Below are 19,893 nucleotides of genomic sequence, written 5' to 3'. Positions count from 1 at the left end.
CTCTTAGTATACAGCAAAACCGTTTACTATACATTTGTTTCCTGCATAGCGGCAAATTCATCCTCAGAAATAAGGACATCTCTTGGCTTCGTTCCTCGTGCTTCAGAAATAATTCCTTGCGATTCCATCTCTTCAATGAGACGTGCCGCGCGATTATAACCGATGCGGAATTTTCGCTGTACAGAAGATGTGGACGCTCCCCCTTGTTCTACAACAAATTGACATGCATCAAGGAACAATTCGTCTTCCGACTCAGCTTGTTCTGTTTTCGCTAATAAATCCTCTTGCTTAAATAAGTAATTCGGCTTCATTTGCTTTTTCACATGATCAACTGTTTTTTCAATCTCATCATCCGATACATATACACCTTGTACACGAACTGGCTTAGATGTACCGTTCCCTAAGAATAACATATCACCACGGCCAAGTAATTTCTCCGCGCCCCCAATATCGATAATCGTACGCGAATCAACTTGAGACGATACTGTAAACGCAATACGCGTTGGAATGTTTGACTTAATTAAACCTGTAATAACATCTACAGATGGACGCTGCGTCGCTACTAATAAATGAATACCACAAGCACGTGCTTTTTGCGCAATACGACAAATCGCTTCCTCAACATCACCAGGTGCTACCATCATTAAATCGGCTAACTCGTCAATGACAATAACGATATAAGGTAATGTCTCCCCTGGAATTTCTCGCTCACTTACAATCGTATTGTAGCGAGTTAAATCACGAGCTCCTGCGTGCGCAAATAATTCATAACGGCGCTCCATTTCTTCAACTGCCCATTTTAATGCAGCTGTCGCTGCTTTTACATCCGTAATAACAGGTGCTACAAGATGTGGAACAGAATTGTATGGTGCAAGCTCAACCATCTTCGGATCGATTAACATTAACTTCACTTCATGTGGTTTCGCTTTATATAAAATGCTCGTTAAAATGGCGTTAATACACACACTTTTACCTGAACCTGTTGCACCTGCAATAAGTCCGTGTGGCATTTTTCGAATATCCGTTACAATTGGATCACCTGAAATATCAAGTCCAAGCGCAACCGTAAGCGGTGATTCACTCTTTGTAAACACAGGACTTCTTAAAATTTCACGAAGAAATACTGGCTTACTTTCTTTATTGGGAACTTCGATTCCAATCGCACTCTTCCCTGGAATCGGCGCTTCAATACGAATATCTTTCGCAGCTAAACTTAGCTTAATATCATCACTTAAGTTTGTAATTTTATTTACTTTTACACCTGGGTCTGGCTGTACTTCAAAACGAGTTACTGCTGGACCTTGCGATACATTAATAACATGTGCGCCAACGTGGAAATTATTAAACGTTGTATCTAATAATTCTTTCTGTTCTTCCAACCATTCCGTATTATCTAACGCTGCTTGCTGCGGAATCGATAGTAATGTTAATGATGGAATCGTATACGTCGGTGGCGTTTGCAATACATTGCGCACATCATTCTCTCTTTGATTTACAACATATGCTTTCTCTTCTACTTCCGTACTTGAAATTGGCTTTTGTACTTGCTCTGCCACTACTTGTTGTACTGGCTGCACTTGTGGCTCCACTACTTGCTGCATTGGCTTTTCTTCCACTTGTGGTTCCACTACTACTTGCTGCATTGGTTTTTCTTCCACTTGTGGTTCTACCACTACTTGCTGCATTGGTTTTTCTTCCACTTGTGGTTCTACCACTACTTGCTGCATTGGTTTTTCTTCCACTTGTGGTTCTACCACTACTTGCTGCACTGGTTTTTCTTCCACTTGTGGTTCCACTACTACTTGTTGCACTGGTTTTTCTTCCACTTGTGGTTCTACTACTACTTGCTGCATTGGCTTTTCTTCCACTTGTGGTTCTACCACTACTTGCTGCATTGGTTTTTCTTCCACTTGTGGTTCCACTACTACTTGTTGCATTGGTTTTTCTTCCACTTGTGGCTGTTCTTCTACTTGATGTACAGGCTTATTCTCTACTCGTTCACTCATAGAAGGTTGCATTGCATTCGTTCTAGACGCATGTCTTTCCATTAATCGCGCTCTATCTTGTTTCAACATAACAACATTAAATGGTACGTGACGCTTTTTCTCACGTTTTGGTTCTTCTTTTTGTACAACTGGTTGTTCTTCTACAATCGGTGTTTCTTCTGCAATTGGTTGTTCTTCTACGACCGGTGCTTCCTCTGCAGCTGGTTGTTCTTCTACGACCGGTGCTTCTTCTGCAACTGGCTGTTCTTCTGCAATTAAAATATCCGCAAAGCTTTGAACATCTTTTTTCGTTTGTTCATCAGCCTCAGCAACATGTATGAATTCATTCTTTTGTTCAATTGCTTCATTTAACACCATTTCTTGTTGCATTTCTTCAAGTGCTACAGGTTCTACTTCTTCTGGTGCTTCTGTTTCTGCAATTACTTCTACTTCTTTTCGCTCTTCCGCTTCCGCAATTGCTTCTACTTCTTCTTGCTCTTCTGTTTCCGCAATTACTTCCACTTCTTCTGGTGCTTCTGTTTCCGCAATTACTTCCACTTCTTCTGGTGCTTCCGCTTCCGCAATTACTTCCACTTCTTTTTGCTCTTCTGTTTCCGCAATTACTTCTACTTCTTCTGACTCTTCTGTTTCTGCAATTACTTCCACTTCTTCTGACTCTTCTGTTTCTGCAATTACTTCCACTTCTTCTGACTCTTCTGTTTCTGCAATTACTTCCACTTCTTCTGACTCTTCTGTTTCCGCAATTACTTCCACTTCTTCTGACTCTTCTGTTTCTGCAATTACTTCTATTTCTTCTAACTCTTCTGTTTCCGCAATTACTTCCACTTCTTCTGGTATTTCTACAATAATTGTTTCTTCAAGTTTTTCTTCTGCTTTGACAATCACTGATTCTTCTGGTGCTTGTTTTTCTACTTCAATAGTAGGTTGTTCTATTTCTGTACTACGTTTAATTTCTTCTGATAATATTGTATCCTCGTGCTCTACTTTAGAATCTACTAATTCCTCTTGTAGAATGTTTTTGTCCACTACATCACTTTCTTGCTTCGCACCTTCCATGCGCTCAGCAATTGTTTCATGAAGTAATTCAGCCGCTGGAACTTCCTGCGGTGCACTCATTTCTTGAACCACTTCTTTTTCTTCCACTATAGGCTCTTGGCGTTCGATTTCATAACCGTTTTTCTCTAGCCATTGATCAACAACTGACTTTTCTTCCTTTTTACTCTCTTCATATTGTTGCTCTCCTTGCTCGTTAGCAGCTCTATGACTAGAAGAAGTCGGTGCTTGTCCTTCTGAGAAATCAGATAATGTATATCCTTTTTTCTCTAACCATGCATCAACGACTGATTTGCCCTCTACAGATATTTCAAGGTCTTCTCTTTCCTTTACTTCCTCCTGCTTTTCTTCCTTTTTCTCTACTGAAGGACGGTTATATCCGTAAATTGGCGAAATCATTTCTGTTGGACGAAATGGTCTACGGTTACTTTCTTGCGCTGGTGTAGATGCTTTCTTTACGACAGGCTCTCGCTCCGGTTCATATTGTATTTCCGGCTCTTCATATGTAGAAACTACCTTCTCCACATACTGTCGTCTGCTTCTTTCCACTTTGATTCCTCTTTGAATAGGCTGATTCTCATATGTTACAGCTTGAACAGGTTGTTCTTCAAAACGCCCTGTTTCTATAACATCCTCTTCATCGAACCCATTATCCGGTACTAATGGAAAACGGCATTTACCTGCATTCCTACTTGCCATTTGTGCTTCTCTTGCTTCAGTGTAGTGGTTTACACGAGGAATTTTCGGCTGACTTTCAACTTGCTTTTGTACTTCTTTATTCATCGCTGTTTGTTCTTCCTCTTTGTTAAACAGCTTTTTCATCCAATCTAACATGCTTACCACTCTTTCTACTAAATAGTAACATCCTTTATTGTATCAGCATTCGGCAAAAAGTGCAGGTAAAATTAAGCATGTCATATTTATCCATAATATTCTAATTTACGAGTGTTTTCATATAGAAAAACGCATTCTTACATGTAAGAATGCGTTCAAGCTTTACTCTTCCGATACTCATCTACACTATCCGTTACACTTTGCACCGGTCTCAAAGTTTTTTATAATTGTTTTATAATCTCATCTATATTTCCAATATGAACGGGTTGCCACAATTCTGTACCACGCTCTGCCGTATACACTGGATACGCATCATCATCGATATTCACGAAAACTGGGTCTCCCATATCTGTTTCATATCCAATAACAATCCATTCATCTTTCCATTTTCCGTGTTCTTTACTTATTAATGAATTTTTATGTTTATCATATCGATAACCAATTTGTCCTTTTTCTAATTCATTTTCACTAAACAAATATATCTCATAAGTACCTAACTCGATATCTTGCTGTTTTGAAGTTTCAATTCGTTTCAGAAGTTCTGCGATTTTTAGTTGTTGTTTCATACGTCTATCCCCTTCTATTTTTCTAAATTTTAACTAGATTATTTATAAAATACAATATAGATTTTGTGAAAAAAGGTGACATCCTTATAATATGAATGATTTTTTGAATATATCTGTCACAACTCGCAATATATCAACGATTCAACACAGGATATCGATTTACTGACAAAAAAAACGAAAAGAGAGGTCATCCAAAAGGACAACCTCTCTTTTCTTATATCAATTAAAATTTAAACTCTTGTCCAACTTCAAAGCTATCTTCTAATACAAGAATACCTTTTTCTTGTGGAGCATCTGGAAGCTCTAATTCACGTGCTGAACAAATCATTCCAGCAGAAGGAACTCCGCGAAGCTCAGCTGGCTTGATTAACATACCGCTTGGCATTACAGCGCCGATTTTTGCAACGACAACTTTTTGTCCTGCATCAACGTTTGGTGCGCCACATACGATTTGTAATGTTTCTGTACCGATTTCTACTTTACAGATGTTTAGCTTATCGGCATTTGGGTGTTTCTCTTTTTCAGCTACATAGCCTACAACAAATTTCGGAGAAAGATCTGCTTCTACTGTTTCTTCAAAGCCGTTCTTCGCTAAAATTTCGTTAATTTTTTCTACAAGTTCTTTCGTTAATGTAAGGTTACCTGTTTCTTTTACTTCTAAGTAAGAAGATGCATTAAAGATGTTGAATCCTGCTGTTTCGTTGCTTTCACGGTCATATACGCGTGCAACATCTCCTTTGCGATCAAAAGTACGGTTCTCTAAAGTAATATCTTGTAAGGCAACAATTAAAGTGTCACCAATTCCTTCAAGGTTGTAAAAAACGTTCACTTCGTTCATCCTTTCTCTTTTCCATCTGTCTTCTTCCGATTCTTCGCTAAAATAAAGATTGGTTCAAAGTCCCCATCTTCATATACGAATGAAAGTGATGTAATCGGAACATGCCCTTCGGCAAAAAATTTCATTGTCATTTGTGCAATAATATCATAACCGATTTCGTTGACGATATCAGCAATAATTAATACATCTTGGTGAGGAACAGCAACAACCATGTCACCAGAAATCTTTTCACGCATCGATTGTAGTAACGATTCGTTTAAAATACGAGTGGCATCATACCCATCATTTGTGTTTAAAAAGTAGAATGTATTACCTGCTACTGTGTCTTGTTTAAATTCATAACTTAATGAGCGAGCGTTGAATAATGCCATTTCACGTACTTGTTGCTCTGTAAGCCCTAATTTTTGTAATAAACGCTCGTCAATGAGACGATATGTTTTATTCGAATCTAGCGCATAGTAAATACGTGTTTCCGCCGTATGATCCGTCATAATAAACGGATTTCCTTCTTCTGCTTGTTTCGGGAAAGAAGTAGAGCGAATAACAGGTAAAATTTTCGCCGCGCTATTTTCTTCCTTATGCATCGCAATTAACGCTTCTTGTACGTAGTAGGCAACCTCTTCAATCGCCTTTTCTTTATTCACTTCCCATTTTGCTACAACTCCTGGAAGCGATACGTTAATACCTTTTTTTGAGTCTTTCTGTTCTATACGTAGAACTTCTTTCTCACTATCATACTGAAAGTCCCATTCCGGGCGAGATAATCTCTTCATTAACTCGTCTTTCATCTTTTTACTTGTCATCTTCATCTCTTTTTCCTCCCTTCCAAAAAAATAACCTCCCCCGCGAAGGTAGAGGTTGTTTTACAATTCAATTGGCAAATTGCCTTATTTTAAACCTTCAATGAACTCTTCGATTTGTTCTTGTGTTTTACGATCTTTGTTTACATAGCGACCTGTTTCTTCACCTTTATTGTACGCTACAAAGCTCGGAATGCCAAATACGTCTAATTTTACGCATAAATCAATAAACTCATCACGATCTACGTAGTAAAATGAGAAATCACTATATTTCTCTTCTACTTCTGGCATAAATGGATCTACGAAGCGGCAGTCTGGACACCATTCTGCTGAGAACATAAAGATTACATTCTCTTCATTTTTTAACTCTTGGAATTGCTCCATGCTTTCTAATGATTTCATCTATATTTCCTCCTCTAACGAGTGCATTTTTTCATGTTATAATCTTTCTTTTATACTACCATACATCGCGCACGGTGCAAGGTTTATGCTTGCTTTTCATCATACTTATATTGCCCAACAAGTAACTTAACAACGTGTACAAATAATTCCGTACGGTCCACATAATCATCCGTAAAAATACCGATAGCACCTTCATGACTACGAATATCTTTTCTCTGTACAAACTCTTCCATCACTTCACTTAACTCCTTGCCCTCTTCAAGAGGTGCTAAAAAATCATCCGGTAACGTAATACGCGCCCCGCCGGCCACGAATGTTTTACCATCACTTGTTGCTAGTGCGCCCCAATTACACATAAATAAACCGTACTCCGTTTTCATCACGCCGCCTTCTAGTCCAATGCCAATTTGAGCTTCCCCTTCCTCTAGCGCTCGCTTCGCTCTATTGATCGCTCCTTGCATCGTCTCTTCATCTGAAAACGGTTGTGCTGCTACTCCTGAAGGAACAGAAAGAGATGTAATTTCGGCATCTTTCCAAACCTTCTCCACAGCTCCAACCTTCGTTTTATTCTTCGATCCAACTACTACTTTCATTTCATTCACCTCTATAAAAATTTATCATTTTGTTCTACTTAAATTAAACATCAATCACTACCATACATCACCGGGCCATCTATTCAACCTAAAAAAAGAAGGTGGATTTCCTCACCATTACCGTCTTCGAACACAAAAACAGCCTTCCTCTCTTTTCCTACTCAGGGTCTTAATACACCATTCGAACACCAATTAGGCACTGACCGCTCCCACACATGGATGGGTCATCTATTCAATCCAAAAAAAGAAAGGCTCTTCAGCCCTTCTTCTCTACGCGTTATTCTTAATTGTCTCTAACGTCGTTTTATCTGTTGCTCTTACAAGCTTCGTAATTAGTTCTTTCGCTGCTGCATAGTCATCAACATGTAAAATAGAAGCATGTGTATGAATGTAGCGTGCGCAAACACCAATTACTGCTGATGGGATACCTGAGTTACTTGTATGTACACGGCCCGCATCTGTACCACCTTGTGAAATAAAGTATTGGTACGGAATGTTGTGTGTTTCTGCTGTATCTAAAATGAATTCGCGCATTCCTCTATGCGTTACCATCGTACGGTCATAAATACGAAGAAGAGCACCTTTTCCTAATTGACCGAACTGTGTTTTGTCACCAGATGCATCGTTAGCTGGACTTGCATCAAGCGCATAGAAAATATCTGGTTGAATCATATTTGCAGCAGTTTGAGCACCGCGAAGACCAACTTCTTCTTGTACAGTCGCACCAGAGTACAATGTGTTTGGTAATGTTTCGTCTTTTAATTCTTTTAGTAATTCGATTGCAAGGCCACACCCATAACGGTTGTCCCAAGCTTTCGCCATAATTTTCTTTTCGTTTGCCATCGGCGTAAACGGGCAGATTGGCACGATTTGTTGTCCTGGTTTTACACCAATCTCAATCGCATCTTCATAGCTATCTGCGCCTATATCAATTAACATATTTTTTATATCCATCGGTTTTGCACGTTGCGCGTCACTTAATAAATGAGGAGGAATAGAACCAACAACCCCAATAACAGGGCCATTCTTCGTCATAACTTGAACGCGCTGAGCTAATAGTACTTGGCTCCACCAGCCGCCTAAAGGTTGAAAACGAAGCATTCCGTTTTTCGTAATTTGCGTAACCATAAAACCTACTTCATCCATATGACCTGCTACAAGAACACGCGGGCCAGTTTCGTCCCCTTTTTTCAGACCAAATACGCTACCTAAACCGTCTTGTACAATTTCATCTGCATATTTGCTTAATTCTTGCTTCATAAAACGGCGTACATCATGTTCGAAACCTGATGCACCTTGTAATTCTGTTAACGTACGAAATAATTGTAATGTCTCTTTATTCACGAAGTCCCCTTCTTTCAAACCTTAGTAGAATACCTCTTTTATTGTAACGAAATTTTCGAAATGTTTCTAGTTTCTTCTTTTTTAGCTGTATTTGCTTTATAATTATTATCGGTACACTATTTTTATTTTATAGAATTGAGGTGAATATATGAGCTGGAAAGGTTTAGTAGCAGGTCTTGGCGTTGGGTTCGCAGCTGGTTATTTCGTTGCAAACAAAGTACAAGAACAATCCCATATTTCTTCAGAAAAAGCATTGAAAATGGTAAAACAAGCATTAAGTCATAAAGGTGAAATTACTGGCTCTTGGGTACATATGGTTCCAGAGACATTTGAAAAATATGATGTCGCGTATGAAGTGTATCGCGGCGGTCTTACAACGATGTTAAATGATATACAAGAACGATTTGAATTTTTAGTTGATGCTAAAACAGGTACTGTTTTAGAGGTTATAGCAGCATAAACAGGAGGGTTCCCATTAGGTGAACCTCTTATTTTTTAATTGCAGATAGTGCTTGAAATTATATCGGCGTTTTTTGAAATATATCGACTTACCGACAAAAAACGACAACAAAAAGGAGACTGCTCCAACAGACTGCTGGAACACCCTCCCATTTTTATGCTTCTATACCCGTTTTCCGTTCTATTTTTTCTACGATATGACCTTCCTCATTCCACTTTACTGCGCGATAATACGCGTCATGATAAAAAGTGAACCAAGCATCGTTTTCAGCACCATACTTCATCCACTTTTGCTTATTTTCAATCGATGTCATCGGATAATCATCATAAGCCATTACCCATAATACATTTTGATGGGCGTGCGTCGGCAATAGGTCTGCTAAATGAAGCATCGTTTCTCCTTGGCTTTCTAAAGCAATAACTGCATGTCCATCACTATGACCGCCTGTATGCGCCATTTTTATTTCAGCTGTAATTTCTATTTCTTGCTGAAATGTAACAACTTGATCTACAATCGGCTCCCAATTTTCCTTCCAATATGTATTACGGGATCTAATATTTGGACTTCTCATTTCATTCCACTCTGTTTCACTTACGTAAACTTTCGCATTTGGAAAAGTTGGTACAAGTTGATCACCTTCCCATTTCGTTAAACCAGATGCATGATCAAAATGAAGATGCGTCATTAAAACGTAATGAATATCTTCAGGCTTTAGTCCCAGCTTTTCTAAAGAATTCTCAACTGACGACTCTTCCGTTACACCTTGATTCCGCTTCATCTTTTCATTCAATTTACCATTTCCTATACCAGAATCAATGAGCATGTTTCCGTCTTTCGTTTGCAAAAGTAACGGATCTGTTCGTAAATAAATATGATTTGTATCATTATGTTTATATTTACGTGACCAAAGTACTTTCGGCACAACGCCAAACATTGCTCCTCCATCTAAATGTGTGTTCCCACCTTTTAGCCACGTCACTTTTATATCTCCAATTTGTAACTGTTCCATTTTTCATCCCCCTTTTCTTACAATACTAACATAAAATTCTGATTATTTTAGACACAAAAAAACCTATGCATTACTGCATAGGCTCTGTACGATATTTTGCTTCTACTCGGTAAATGCGATGACCTTTACTAGAGAATTTCTCTTCGTACTCAGTCATAATGTTACCTTCAAAGTCGCTGTTATGAAGATCTAAGCTTAAGTAAGTTAGTAACATACCATACTCCGCCATACTCATAAGAGAATATTCAAATAAACCTTGGTTATCTGTTTTGAAATGAATTTCTCCGCCTTCTACTAACACTTCTTCATAATTGCGTAAAAACGTTTTGTACGTTAAACGACGCTTCGTATGACGTTTCTTTGGCCATGGATCTGAGAAGTTTAAATACACGCGATCGATCTCACCTTTTGCAAAGAAAACTGTTAAATCTTCAGCATCTTTATTAATTAACTTTAAGTTCGGTAATTCTTCTTCAATTAATTTATCAAGTGCGTCTACAACAACACTTGTGAATTTTTCAATTCCAATATAATTAATATGTGGATTGGCTTTTGCCATATCATACATAAAGCGGCCACGACCTGTACCTACTTCGATGTGAATGGGTTGCTCATTTCCAAATACTTCTTTCCAGTTACCAGCGCGCTCCTCTGGGTTTCCAATTACGATATGTGAATACTCATTAATTCGATCCATTGCATATGGTTTATGTCTTAAACGCATAGATGTTTCCCTCTCTTTACATAGCTATTTTAAAGGAATAATTCCTTCTTTCTGTTTTTAATCAATCTACCAAACAAAAAACCAAGTACGTACGAGCACTCGGTCCGTTTCTTTCAAGTATAAGATGTACCATTTTGATAAAAACTACATACAGCATTAAACATTCCATGACGAAACAGCTTTTTCTCTTACTTTTCTAAGAAGAGAAAAACAATCGAAAGGATGATCCGTTCATGCCAATTAATCAACAACATCAATTAGAAGTGCTGAAAGATATTTTAGTCAATCACCAAAGTGATTGTTGCGGGACAGTTTCTGAATGCGAGCAATTAGAGCGTCTCATTCAATCGTTACTCGCAAACGATAATATAAGTAGTGACGCTAAAGCAATGCTAAACGATGTATATTCTTATAGTCAATCGGGTAAATCTTCCTCTAATTTGGACAACCACATTTCCAATAATCAAGAACAACTTACTCAGTGGATTGCTGGAATGGACAATTTTTCTTAAGTATTACTCTGAAGCAAGTAGTTGCTGTAAATATTGATGCCAATATTCAGCTTCTGCTTGCTGTTTTTTTGTTGTATGCCATTGAATAGACAAAATCGTTTGTGCTATCACATACCATCTCATACGTTTAAGCAGCGATTCATCCATTTCAATATCATAGTAACCGAGCCACTCACTCCATTCTTGGCGCGGAATGTACCAATATAATAACATACCGAGGTCTAGAGCTGGGTCAGCAATTACAGCTCCATCCCAATCAATTAAAAACAACTCATCTTCATCCGACAATAGCCAATTGTTATGGTTTACATCACAATGGCATACAACGAATTCATTGTATTCAATATCTTTTAATGAATCCATTAAATATTGAAGACCTTGCTGAATTGTTTCCTCATCCCTTATATCTCCTCTTAAAACAAGTTGCAGTTGTTGTAATAACTCTTGTGCGTGAAGCGGCTGCTTCCCAAGTCTCTGAATCATCTGCACAAGTGCTTTAGAGGAGTGTATTTTCTTCAAAAGTTTCGCAACACGTTCTAGTTTCATATCCTCTGGCTCTAACTTCTGTCCCGGAAGCCATTTTTGAGCAGAAATTACATCACCGTTCGTTACCCTTCTTGTCCAAAGTAATTTTGGAACAATTCCTTCTGCTGACAATACCGCTAAAAAGGGCGATGTATTCCGCTTTAAAAATAACTTCTGTTGTCCGTTTTGCGCAATATATGCATCGCCCGTTACTCCACCAGCCGGTACAAGACTCCACTCTTTTCCTAATAATTGTTCCAACCATTCCATATTCATTACCCGTTAACAAATCCTTATCTTTTATAGTTATGAAAAGAAAAACCGCAACATTTCTACACATGTTGTGGATTCATATATATTTTACTGTAAATGAAAAGAAAACTTGGCATAAGCCAAAAATTCTCTATTTTATTTTACAAAACCAGCCATAGAATGACAACTTATCAAAATCGTCACCTTTGTCAATTCTACATTTATTACATTCTCATCGTCAAGTAGCGATTTGTCACATTATCGTCAATATATACGTGCTAATTGGAGCGAGCCTAAGTTCCTTTCCTCTAAATGAAGAAATTGGCTCTATTTTCGCTTGCTTTTCGTTTACTAACACATGCCACGTTTCTTCTTTCGGCAGTTGCACCGTTTTCGCTTCTAAACTGCTATTAAATAAAACGACAATTTCTTTCCACGGTCCAAATGACTCTACATTTTCTAAATGATATGCAAGTACTTCTGGAGATGTTTGCAAAAAAGTCATATACTTTTTTATTAGGTCTGCATTTTGTAACCGGAATGCTCCGTGCTCTTTACGAATCGCAATTAAACCTTTTATATAGTTAACGGTCTCTATTTCTTTCTCTTTTCGATCCCAATCTAATTGATTAATTTCATCATTTGCATTATAACTATTTTCATTTCCTTGCTTCGTACGATAAAACTCTTGCCCAGCATGTAAGAAAGGGATGCCTTGCGACAGAATCACCATTGCAGTTGCTAGCACGTGACGTTTTTTCAAAATCTCTTCCGACTCTTCATTACTGCGCATTAGTTTATCCCACATCGTCATATTGTCATGACATTCTACATAGTTAATGCTTTGCACAGGCTCTAGAAACAAACCTGTTTCTTTCATACTCAAAAGGCTTCCTGATGCAATATACTGCAAATGATTACAGTCTACATACCCACCAAATGCAAAACCACGTTTATTTATATGAAAGGTACTCCCTTTTATCCCATCACGAAATTGATCATTAAATTGCGCAATATGCGGCATTTTCTTTGCGTTATTTAACGTTGCTTTTTCCTCTAGAGGAAGTGGTGTTTGTAGATCCCATCCTTCTCCTAATAGCAGTGCATCTCGCTTTATGTTTCGCACTTCTTTTTCTATTATATTGATTGTATCAACATCTAAAATTCCCATTAAGTCGAACCGAAATCCATCAACATTGTACTCTGTAAGCCAATATAAAATAGACTCTACAATGAATTTCCTCATCATTTTCCGTTCAGATGCTATATCATTTCCGACTCCCGTCCCATTAGAGGGCATACCATTTTCACCATGACGAAAATAATATCCTGGAACAAGCTTTTCAAATGACGATAGCTCTCTTTCATACACATGATTATATACAACATCTATAATCACTCTAATACCGTGCTCATGAAATGTTTCAATCAGCTGTTTACACTCTACGATCCTGTTATACGGGTCAGAAGGATTTGTAGCATAAAATCCCGTTGGTGCGTTGTAATATAATGGATTGTAACCCCAATTATACGCAGAGGAAGGGTTTGCCTCATCTACACCACCGAAACAATATAAAGGTAATAGTTCAACATGTGTAACACCTAAATCTTTTATATGAGACAAACCTGTTAACGTCCCATTTTGTCCTGTTGTACCTTCTTCCATTAGCCCTTTATATGTTCCTTTTTTACTCACTCCACTATTCGGATGAATAGTAGCATCACGAATATGCAGTTCATACAATATGGCGTCTGTCATTGCTTGTAAAGGTGGTAATTGCCCTCGCTTTGTTACATTCGTCTTTTCCAAATCAATAACAACGCCGTACTTCCCATTTACAGTCACTGATTTTGCATAAGGATCCACAGCTTCGTTCCATATTAAATTTATACAAACAAGAAATGTATACTTTTCTCCGGCTAAATCGCCTTGTAATGTATGAGCCCATACCCCATTTTCTTCTCTGTGCATTTCGTGATCGGTATATTCTTTATCACTTTTATAAATTCTTACTTTCGCAAGCCTCGCAGTTGGAGCCCATACTTTAAATGTAGTTGCTTCCTTTTGGTGTACTGCCCCTAAATCTGTACCTTCGTAATAATACTTTTCATCGAAAATCGCTGTTCTTATGACAGCACCTATTTGTAAATCTGTTTCTTCATTCCGTTCATCTCGTACTGTATAATACTTCCCCACATCTAGCGGCTCTTCTATAAAGCACTCATACTTCGTTGCATCCGGAAGCGCAATTGTATGAGCAATCGGTAAATCTTTCACGTTACTTCCTTCTTGCAAACGAAATGTCCGACTTGTTCCATACGCATGTGGGAGCAAAATTGTAATTTTATTCATTTCATCTAAATAGGCATCAAATGGACGTTTTACTTTCAACATAAAAAAATCACCATCATTCTTAAAGTTAAAATGAAACGAGCTGCAAATGATAAGGCTTTTCTTATCAGCGAAGCCCTATACAGTAACACATTGTTCTTTATAGTATATTCACCTGTATAAAAAACGTTTTCATACATTCTATTTTTGTAATTTTATTTCAGCAATTGCTTTATATTTCGGTGTCTCCTTTACGTGAGATTCGTATAAAGTAATCGTATCCGCTTGAAATGATATTTCAGGCACTTCCTTTATATGTTCTAAATTAAACTTTTCTTCTCCTACCCATTTACGTGCAACAGTAATATGCGGATGATATGGGCGCGTTTCTAAAGAAAATCCATTCTCTTCACACATAACGTGTACTCGCTTTTGCAATTGAAACAAATCTTGATTTCCTCTTACCTTTGCCCAAAAAATACGCGGCCTGTCTTCCATACCAAACGTTGAAAATCCTTGTAATGTGAACGATAGTTCTTTCATTTTTATAAGTGTTTGTAATCCATTCTTTATTCCTTCTAATTGTTTCTCTGTCGCACTACCTAAAAACGAAAGGGTAACATGATAGTCTTCTTTATGTACCCATGAACGAAATGGTAATTCCTCTTGCATTTCCTCTTTATAGTTAGACAGCACTTCTTTTATATGATTTGGTAACGTAATCGCGACAAAATAATGCAGTTCCATGTACATCTTCTCCTTCTTTCTATTGTTGCTTTTCTTTCTTATCTCATTCCATTAAAAAGAATCCAACTTCCCTACAAGTCTAACCAAGTTCAGGTCGCGTTAATAGATGAAATGATATCGACATTTCGACAAGGAACATCTGCTTACCAACAAACGACACGTAATAGAAAACCGTCCCAAAGAATGTATCGGGACGGTCTTTTATTATTTATATATCCATTACTTCGCCAATTCATAAATTGCTTGCGCGTAAATTGCTGTTGCTTTTAATAAGTCTTCAATTTCAATATACTCATCTTTTTGATGCGCAAGTTCTTCTTTTCCAGGGAACAATGGGCCAAATGCAACACCAGCTTTTAACGAACGAGCGTAAGTACCACCGCCAATTGCTAATAGTTCTGCTTTTTCACCTGTTTGTTCTTCATATACGCGCTGCAACGTACGAATTAATACGTGGTCTTTATCAACGTGATGCGGACGAGAGTTTGAATAATCAGCTACTTCAAATCCATGAGTACCCACATATTCTTTTAACTTTGCAATCATTTCTTCAAAGTTAGTCGTAACTGGATAACGTACGTTTAATCCTAAATTGCCACCATTCTCTTTCGTATAAGAAAGGCGACCAACATTCACTGTTAACGGACCACTAACCTCATCTTTATAAGCGATAGTAGCCTTTTCACCATAAATATCACCAATAAATGTTGCTGCTACAAATGTCGCAAACGAAGCCCCTTTTCCATCAAGAGCAACTTTCGTTAAGAAGTTTGCCAGTAATAAACCTGCATTTTCTCCTTTTTCAGGAGTAGATCCGTGAGCTGAAACCCCTTTAATTTGCAACGTTACTGTATTACCTTCTACAATTGCTTCACCTATTTTTTTAGCAGTTTGTAAATACTCTTCATATGCTACTGTAAGTGCACTTACATCCTCTCCTGTAACAACCGCTTCTGCAAAATCAGGAACCATATTTAAACGGCGACCTGACTCAAATGAAACAAGTTCATATGTACCTTTATTCTCTTCACTACCATTTTGCACAACTTGTATATCAGAAATTCCTTTTTCTGCATTAATAATTGGAAAGTCCGCGTCTGGCGCAAAACCGATTGTTGGCATTTCTTCGTTTTTAAAGTAGTGATCTACACATTTCCAATTGCTTTCCTCATCTGTTCCTAAAATCATACGAACACGTTTTGAAAGAGGTAAACCTAATTCTTTCACAATTTTCATCGCATAATAAGCTGCCATCGTTGGGCCTTTATCGTCAATTGCACCACGTGCAAAAATCTTTCCATCACGAATATCTGCACTATATGCAGGAGTCGTCCAGCCATCGCCTTCTGGTACAACGTCAACGTGACAAAGAATACCTACTAATTCTTCTCCTTGTCCCATTTCAAGATGACCTGCATACCCTTCTAAATTTTTAGAAGTAAAGCCTTCCGTTTCTCCTTTATGTAACATGAAAGATAAAGCTTTTTCTACACCTTCACCGAATGGTGCGCCCTCTTTCGCCGACTCTTCTTCCCATACACTTTTAATTTGTAAAAATTGTTGTGTATCACGAATTAAATCATCTTTTCGTTTTGCAACTTCTTCTGTCCAATTAATTGCTGACATCACGCATCCATCCTTCACTATATTGTTTCTTTCATCATAACAAACCGAAATCTCTTATGCCATATACGAAAACCAAATACCGAACAATTGTAATATTTCAGATATTTCTTATTAGTTTTTCTTTTATTTTTTCAAAAAAATTTGCAGGAATTTGGCGTTTTACGTAGAATTTTATGTGTTAGTTGACTGACCATATATACAATGTCAACTACCAATATTTTTCTATATGAATATTTGTTAAATTTCTGTAAAATTTAAGTAGATTAAAGCATGAATTTTATCATGTAGAGTACAATGGTAGTAACGACCTTCTTTCCTGAATGGGGTCAAAAAAACTAGTAGAGGAGTGGTTTTCTCTTGAAACCTACAACTACTCGTATGCTAACACGCATTAAATCAATTTATATGTACATCAATGAAAACGGAACGGTAACGACGAAAGACCTTGTAGATGAGTTCGGGATCACACCGCGAACGATACAACGTGATCTAAATGTGTTGCAGTTTAATGAACTCGTGTATAGCCCTTGCCGCGGTAAGTGGACAACAACAGGAAAGAAAGTGAGAATGACCTCATAACGAAAAATAATTGTATGTAAATAAATACATACCCCTTTCTAACTCATTAGAAAGGGGTCTTTTCTGCGCCTAAAAATAGCACTATTTCTCAGTATCTACTTGATATGTTTTTAACATCTCTACTTCTTCATCTGTTAGCTCTCGGTATTGTCCAAGTTCTAGCTCTTCATCTAACACTAACGGCCCCATCTCTGTTCTCTTTAAGTAGACTACTTTTTTCCCTACCGCTTCAAACATACGCTTCACTTGATGGAACTTTCCTTCTGTAATGACAAGCTCGATTTCAGAAATATCATCGCTTTTTAATATTGTAAGTGCACCTGGCTTTGTTTCATAGCCATCATCTAAAATAACACCTTTAGCAAACTCTTTTACATCCTCTTCCGTTACTACTCCTGCAACGTGTGCATAATATTTTTTCGGCACATGCTTTTTCGGAGATAACAATTGATGTGATAACTTCCCGTCATTTGTTATTAATAAGAAACCTTCTGTATCAATATCAAGCCTTCCCACTGGGAACGGATTAAAAATCGCATCTTCTAACTCTAATAAATCTATTACTGTTTCATGATTATCATCTTCTGTAGCTGAAATAACGCCTTGTGGTTTATGCATCATTAAGTAGACAAACTCTTTATATTCCACGACTTCACCGTGAATCATAACTTCTTGTTCTTCTACATTTACATGAACCTTTGCATCTTTCACCGGTATTCCATCAATTTTCACAACGCCGTCTTTCAATAATTTCTTTACTTCTTTTCTACTTCCATATCCCATATTTGCTAATAATTTATCTAATCTCACGTTTTTCACCTTCTTTATTTATCATAGAAAAGGGGACGTAATTACGCCCCTTTTGATTTCAACTTTATTTTAAATCTATTGCCAAGTTTACGCTGGATTTTCTCTAACGCTTCTCCGCCGAATACTCTTTCAAGTACTCCTGTGCGAATTGCTAACAATCCGTAAACGAGACCGCCAAGACCTGCACAAATCGCAACTGTAATAAGAGCGCCAACTCGGCCATCCGGCGAAATCATGAAGGATAGAATCCATTGTGATAGTTTTACGACCACAACCATTACAAATGTTAATACTGCAATTTGGAACGTTCTCTTATATACAACACCGAATGAATAGTGTGCGTATTTTTTAATTTGTTGATTTGTGTACCAAACAGAAGCTAAGAAACCAACAGCTGTTGCTAGAATCGCCCCTACTGTACCGAAATAACGAATAAAGATTACGTTACATACAAATTTCAAAATAACACCCATTATAAGTGCGATAATCGCATGCTTTTGTTGGTTAATACCTTGCAGAATTGCCGCTGTTACTGTAAATAAAGCAAATAACAACGCAACCGGTGCATACCACATTAATACTTGTCCACCTAATGGATCTGAATCGTAAAATGCAGTATAAATCGGATAGGCAAGTGATGAAATACCGACAACTGCTGGCAATGTTAAGAACATATTTGCCTGGAATGTTTGTGTAATTTGTAACTTTAAATAACGGTATTGCTTTTCAGTAAATGATTTTGTAATCGCTGGTACGAGCGTTAAACTAAACGCTGTCGCAAGTGATACAGGAATCATAATTAATTTATGCGTCCACATTGTGAAAATACCGAGCGCTCGCTCTGCAATATCACCTTGGCCAATCGCTTGCATAATTGAGTTAAATGTCAATGTATCAATTTGTTGATATAAAGGAATTGTTAACCCAATTACAACGTAAGGAATCGCATATGCAAATAATTCTTTAAATAATTGAACAGTACTCACTGTCGATTCTGGTACAGTTTGTTCAATTAAATATTGATCCAAATGTTTTTTACGTTTTAGCCAGTACCAAATGAGTACACCGAGCGCTCCAACTGCTGAAACGAATGCAGCAAATGTCGCTACCCCAACTGCTGTTGCAACTGTACCACCAAGTACTTTAATAACGATAAAACTACCCGCTAATAAAAAGACGATACGAATAATTTGTTCAATAATTTGCGAAACAGTAGTTGGTCCCATCGATTGGTGACCTTGGAAATAACCACGAATTAAACTCGCTGCCGGCACAACAATAAGCGCAAAACTTACAAGACGAATAATCGTCGTAACTTCTCCTATATTACTGTGTACACTTTGTTTACCAAGCATTGCTTCTGCAAACAACGGCGCCGTCATGTACAGTACTAGGAATGAAAGAACTCCTGTTACTATCATCATAACCATTCCCGAGCGGAACATTCTCCGGCTCGTTTTATAATCGCCAAGCGCATTATATTTGGAAACGAATTTTGAAACAGCAAGCGGCACCCCTGCCGTTGCAATACTTAAAAAGATCGTATATGGAATGTATCCATATGTATAGAGCGTTCCGCCTTCTGTCCCTACTAATGCATGAAACGGAAAGACGTAAATCATGCCTAAGAACTTCACTAAAAATGTCCCTAACGTAACGATAAGCGTTCCGCGCAGAAATTTCGAATCGGACATACAAAAATCCTCCTACATCTACATAAAGTGAAACTATAATAAATTGAACTATTCGAGCATTCGAGAACTATTAGACTTCCCCTAACTCTTAAGGTTTTAGTCCTATGGCCCACAAATAGCAGGATAGTGCTGAACTCTAACTTTTGTATTGTACCACAATTCTCTCCTTAAGCAGTACTTCACTCTA

Annotated in this window: 18 protein-coding genes; 3 read left to right on the top strand and 15 right to left on the bottom strand. The window is 37.7% G+C overall.

Features of this window, described 5'->3' with window-relative positions; genetic code table 11:
• Positions 1–26 precede the first annotated feature (26 nt).
• The 7 genes from QCI47_RS03915 to QCI47_RS03885 all read right to left on the bottom strand — a co-directional run bounded on the left by QCI47_RS03915 (position 27) and on the right by QCI47_RS03885 (position 8,436).
• Positions 27–3,893, bottom strand: coding sequence for a DNA translocase FtsK (locus tag QCI47_RS03915; protein ID WP_353811703.1), 3,867 nt, complete (start codon positions 3,891–3,893; stop codon positions 27–29).
• Positions 3,894–4,114: 221 nt separating this feature from the next.
• Positions 4,115–4,459, bottom strand: a complete 345-nt coding sequence (locus QCI47_RS03910) for a hypothetical protein (RefSeq protein WP_000813288.1) — start codon at positions 4,457–4,459, stop codon at positions 4,115–4,117.
• A 223-nt stretch (positions 4,460–4,682) separates the two neighbouring features.
• Positions 4,683–5,297, bottom strand: a complete 615-nt coding sequence (gene ytpR, locus QCI47_RS03905) for a YtpR family tRNA-binding protein (protein WP_001006759.1) — start codon at positions 5,295–5,297, stop codon at positions 4,683–4,685.
• Positions 5,294–6,106, bottom strand: a complete 813-nt coding sequence (locus tag QCI47_RS03900) for a DUF1444 domain-containing protein (protein WP_000784614.1) — start codon at positions 6,104–6,106, stop codon at positions 5,294–5,296. The genes ytpR and QCI47_RS03900 overlap by 4 nt, the downstream gene beginning before the upstream one ends.
• 78 nt (positions 6,107–6,184) lie before the next feature.
• Positions 6,185–6,499 (bottom strand): thioredoxin family protein, encoded by a 315-nt coding sequence (locus tag QCI47_RS03895; RefSeq protein ID WP_000838188.1) that lies wholly within the window; start codon positions 6,497–6,499, stop codon positions 6,185–6,187.
• An 83-nt stretch (positions 6,500–6,582) separates the two neighbouring features.
• A complete protein-coding gene (locus QCI47_RS03890; protein WP_000869929.1) occupies positions 6,583–7,092 on the bottom strand; it encodes a DUF84 family protein in 510 nt (169 codons plus the stop codon).
• Positions 7,093–7,362: 270 nt separating this feature from the next.
• Positions 7,363–8,436 carry a M42 family metallopeptidase gene (locus tag QCI47_RS03885; protein WP_001031510.1) on the bottom strand — a complete coding sequence of 358 codons (1,074 nt, stop codon included), beginning with the start codon at positions 8,434–8,436 and terminating at the stop codon, positions 7,363–7,365.
• 148 nt (positions 8,437–8,584) lie between these two features.
• Here QCI47_RS03885 and QCI47_RS03880 point away from each other — a divergent pair, with 148 nt between their 5' ends.
• Positions 8,585–8,896: a PepSY domain-containing protein gene (locus QCI47_RS03880; RefSeq protein WP_000118540.1), complete on the top strand. Its 312-nt coding sequence runs from the start codon at positions 8,585–8,587 to the stop codon at positions 8,894–8,896.
• 154 nt (positions 8,897–9,050) lie between these two features.
• Here the strand turns inward: QCI47_RS03880 and QCI47_RS03875 are convergent, their stop codons facing one another.
• Entirely contained in the window at positions 9,051–9,905 is an 855-nt protein-coding gene (locus QCI47_RS03875) for a YtnP family quorum-quenching lactonase (protein ID WP_309422332.1), read from the bottom strand.
• A gap of 70 nt (positions 9,906–9,975) precedes the next feature.
• Positions 9,976–10,629, bottom strand: a complete 654-nt coding sequence (trmB, locus tag QCI47_RS03870) for a tRNA (guanosine(46)-N7)-methyltransferase TrmB (RefSeq protein WP_001239380.1) — start codon at positions 10,627–10,629, stop codon at positions 9,976–9,978.
• A 233-nt stretch (positions 10,630–10,862) separates the two neighbouring features.
• Between trmB and QCI47_RS03865 the strand changes: the two genes are divergently transcribed.
• Positions 10,863–11,141, top strand: a complete 279-nt coding sequence (locus tag QCI47_RS03865) for a YtzH-like family protein (RefSeq protein WP_001122234.1) — start codon at positions 10,863–10,865, stop codon at positions 11,139–11,141.
• 3 nt (positions 11,142–11,144) lie between these two features.
• On the opposite strand, the gene QCI47_RS03860 is transcribed toward QCI47_RS03865, so the two are convergent.
• The 4 genes from QCI47_RS03860 to pepV form a co-directional block, all read right to left on the bottom strand.
• Complete coding sequence (locus QCI47_RS03860; RefSeq protein ID WP_001055736.1) at positions 11,145–11,942, bottom strand: phosphotransferase family protein; 798 nt, start codon at positions 11,940–11,942, stop codon at positions 11,145–11,147.
• 229 nt (positions 11,943–12,171) lie between these two features.
• Positions 12,172–14,313 carry a type I pullulanase gene (gene pulA / locus QCI47_RS03855; RefSeq protein WP_000921716.1) on the bottom strand — a complete coding sequence of 714 codons (2,142 nt, stop codon included), beginning with the start codon at positions 14,311–14,313 and terminating at the stop codon, positions 12,172–12,174.
• A 138-nt stretch (positions 14,314–14,451) separates the two neighbouring features.
• Complete coding sequence (thpR, locus tag QCI47_RS03850; protein WP_309422333.1) at positions 14,452–14,997, bottom strand: RNA 2',3'-cyclic phosphodiesterase; 546 nt, start codon at positions 14,995–14,997, stop codon at positions 14,452–14,454.
• Positions 14,998–15,216: 219 nt separating this feature from the next.
• On the bottom strand, positions 15,217–16,623 hold the full coding sequence (pepV, locus tag QCI47_RS03845) for a dipeptidase PepV (protein WP_309422334.1): 1,407 nt from the start codon (positions 16,621–16,623) through the stop codon (positions 15,217–15,219).
• Positions 16,624–16,980: 357 nt separating this feature from the next.
• Here pepV and QCI47_RS03840 point away from each other — a divergent pair, with 357 nt between their 5' ends.
• Positions 16,981–17,202 carry a DeoR family transcriptional regulator gene (locus QCI47_RS03840; RefSeq protein WP_000805512.1) on the top strand — a complete coding sequence of 74 codons (222 nt, stop codon included), beginning with the start codon at positions 16,981–16,983 and terminating at the stop codon, positions 17,200–17,202.
• 81 nt (positions 17,203–17,283) lie between these two features.
• Here the strand turns inward: QCI47_RS03840 and QCI47_RS03835 are convergent, their stop codons facing one another.
• Positions 17,284–18,012, bottom strand: coding sequence for a pseudouridine synthase (locus tag QCI47_RS03835; protein WP_001234931.1), 729 nt, complete (start codon positions 18,010–18,012; stop codon positions 17,284–17,286).
• Positions 18,013–18,053: 41 nt separating this feature from the next.
• A complete protein-coding gene (locus QCI47_RS03830) occupies positions 18,054–19,706 on the bottom strand; it encodes a putative polysaccharide biosynthesis protein (RefSeq protein WP_001284047.1) in 1,653 nt (550 codons plus the stop codon).
• Positions 19,707–19,893 lie beyond the last annotated feature (187 nt).

The sequence above is a fragment of the Bacillus cereus group sp. RP29 genome, assembly GCF_040459765.1.
In the GTDB taxonomy this organism is placed as follows: Bacteria; Bacillota; Bacilli; order Bacillales; family Bacillaceae_G; genus Bacillus_A; species Bacillus_A paranthracis.
The sequence above is the reverse complement of the archived record's forward strand: the minus strand, read 5'-3'. Positions and strand labels throughout refer to the sequence as shown.

Excerpts from the sequence above, each read along its gene's own strand:
- QCI47_RS03915 (WP_353811703.1), bottom strand. The coding sequence starts at position 3,893 with ATGTTAGATTGGATGAAAAAGCTGTTTAACAAAGAGGAAGAACAAACA.
- QCI47_RS03910 (WP_000813288.1), bottom strand. The coding sequence starts at position 4,459 with ATGAAACAACAACTAAAAATCGCAGAACTTCTGAAACGAATTGAAACT.
- ytpR (WP_001006759.1), bottom strand. The coding sequence starts at position 5,297 with ATGAACGAAGTGAACGTTTTTTACAACCTTGAAGGAATTGGTGACACT.
- QCI47_RS03900 (WP_000784614.1), bottom strand. The coding sequence starts at position 6,106 with ATGAAGATGACAAGTAAAAAGATGAAAGACGAGTTAATGAAGAGATTA.
- QCI47_RS03895 (WP_000838188.1), bottom strand. The coding sequence starts at position 6,499 with ATGAAATCATTAGAAAGCATGGAGCAATTCCAAGAGTTAAAAAATGAA.
- QCI47_RS03890 (WP_000869929.1), bottom strand. The coding sequence starts at position 7,092 with ATGAAAGTAGTAGTTGGATCGAAGAATAAAACGAAGGTTGGAGCTGTG.
- QCI47_RS03880 (WP_000118540.1), top strand. The coding sequence starts at position 8,585 with ATGAGCTGGAAAGGTTTAGTAGCAGGTCTTGGCGTTGGGTTCGCAGCT.
- QCI47_RS03875 (WP_309422332.1), bottom strand. The coding sequence starts at position 9,905 with ATGGAACAGTTACAAATTGGAGATATAAAAGTGACGTGGCTAAAAGGT.
- trmB (WP_001239380.1), bottom strand. The coding sequence starts at position 10,629 with ATGCGTTTAAGACATAAACCATATGCAATGGATCGAATTAATGAGTAT.
- QCI47_RS03865 (WP_001122234.1), top strand. The coding sequence starts at position 10,863 with ATGCCAATTAATCAACAACATCAATTAGAAGTGCTGAAAGATATTTTA.
- QCI47_RS03860 (WP_001055736.1), bottom strand. The coding sequence starts at position 11,942 with ATGAATATGGAATGGTTGGAACAATTATTAGGAAAAGAGTGGAGTCTT.
- pulA (WP_000921716.1), bottom strand. The coding sequence starts at position 14,313 with ATGTTGAAAGTAAAACGTCCATTTGATGCCTATTTAGATGAAATGAAT.
- thpR (WP_309422333.1), bottom strand. The coding sequence starts at position 14,997 with ATGGAACTGCATTATTTTGTCGCGATTACGTTACCAAATCATATAAAA.
- pepV (WP_309422334.1), bottom strand. The coding sequence starts at position 16,623 with ATGTCAGCAATTAATTGGACAGAAGAAGTTGCAAAACGAAAAGATGAT.
- QCI47_RS03830 (WP_001284047.1), bottom strand. The coding sequence starts at position 19,706 with ATGTCCGATTCGAAATTTCTGCGCGGAACGCTTATCGTTACGTTAGGG.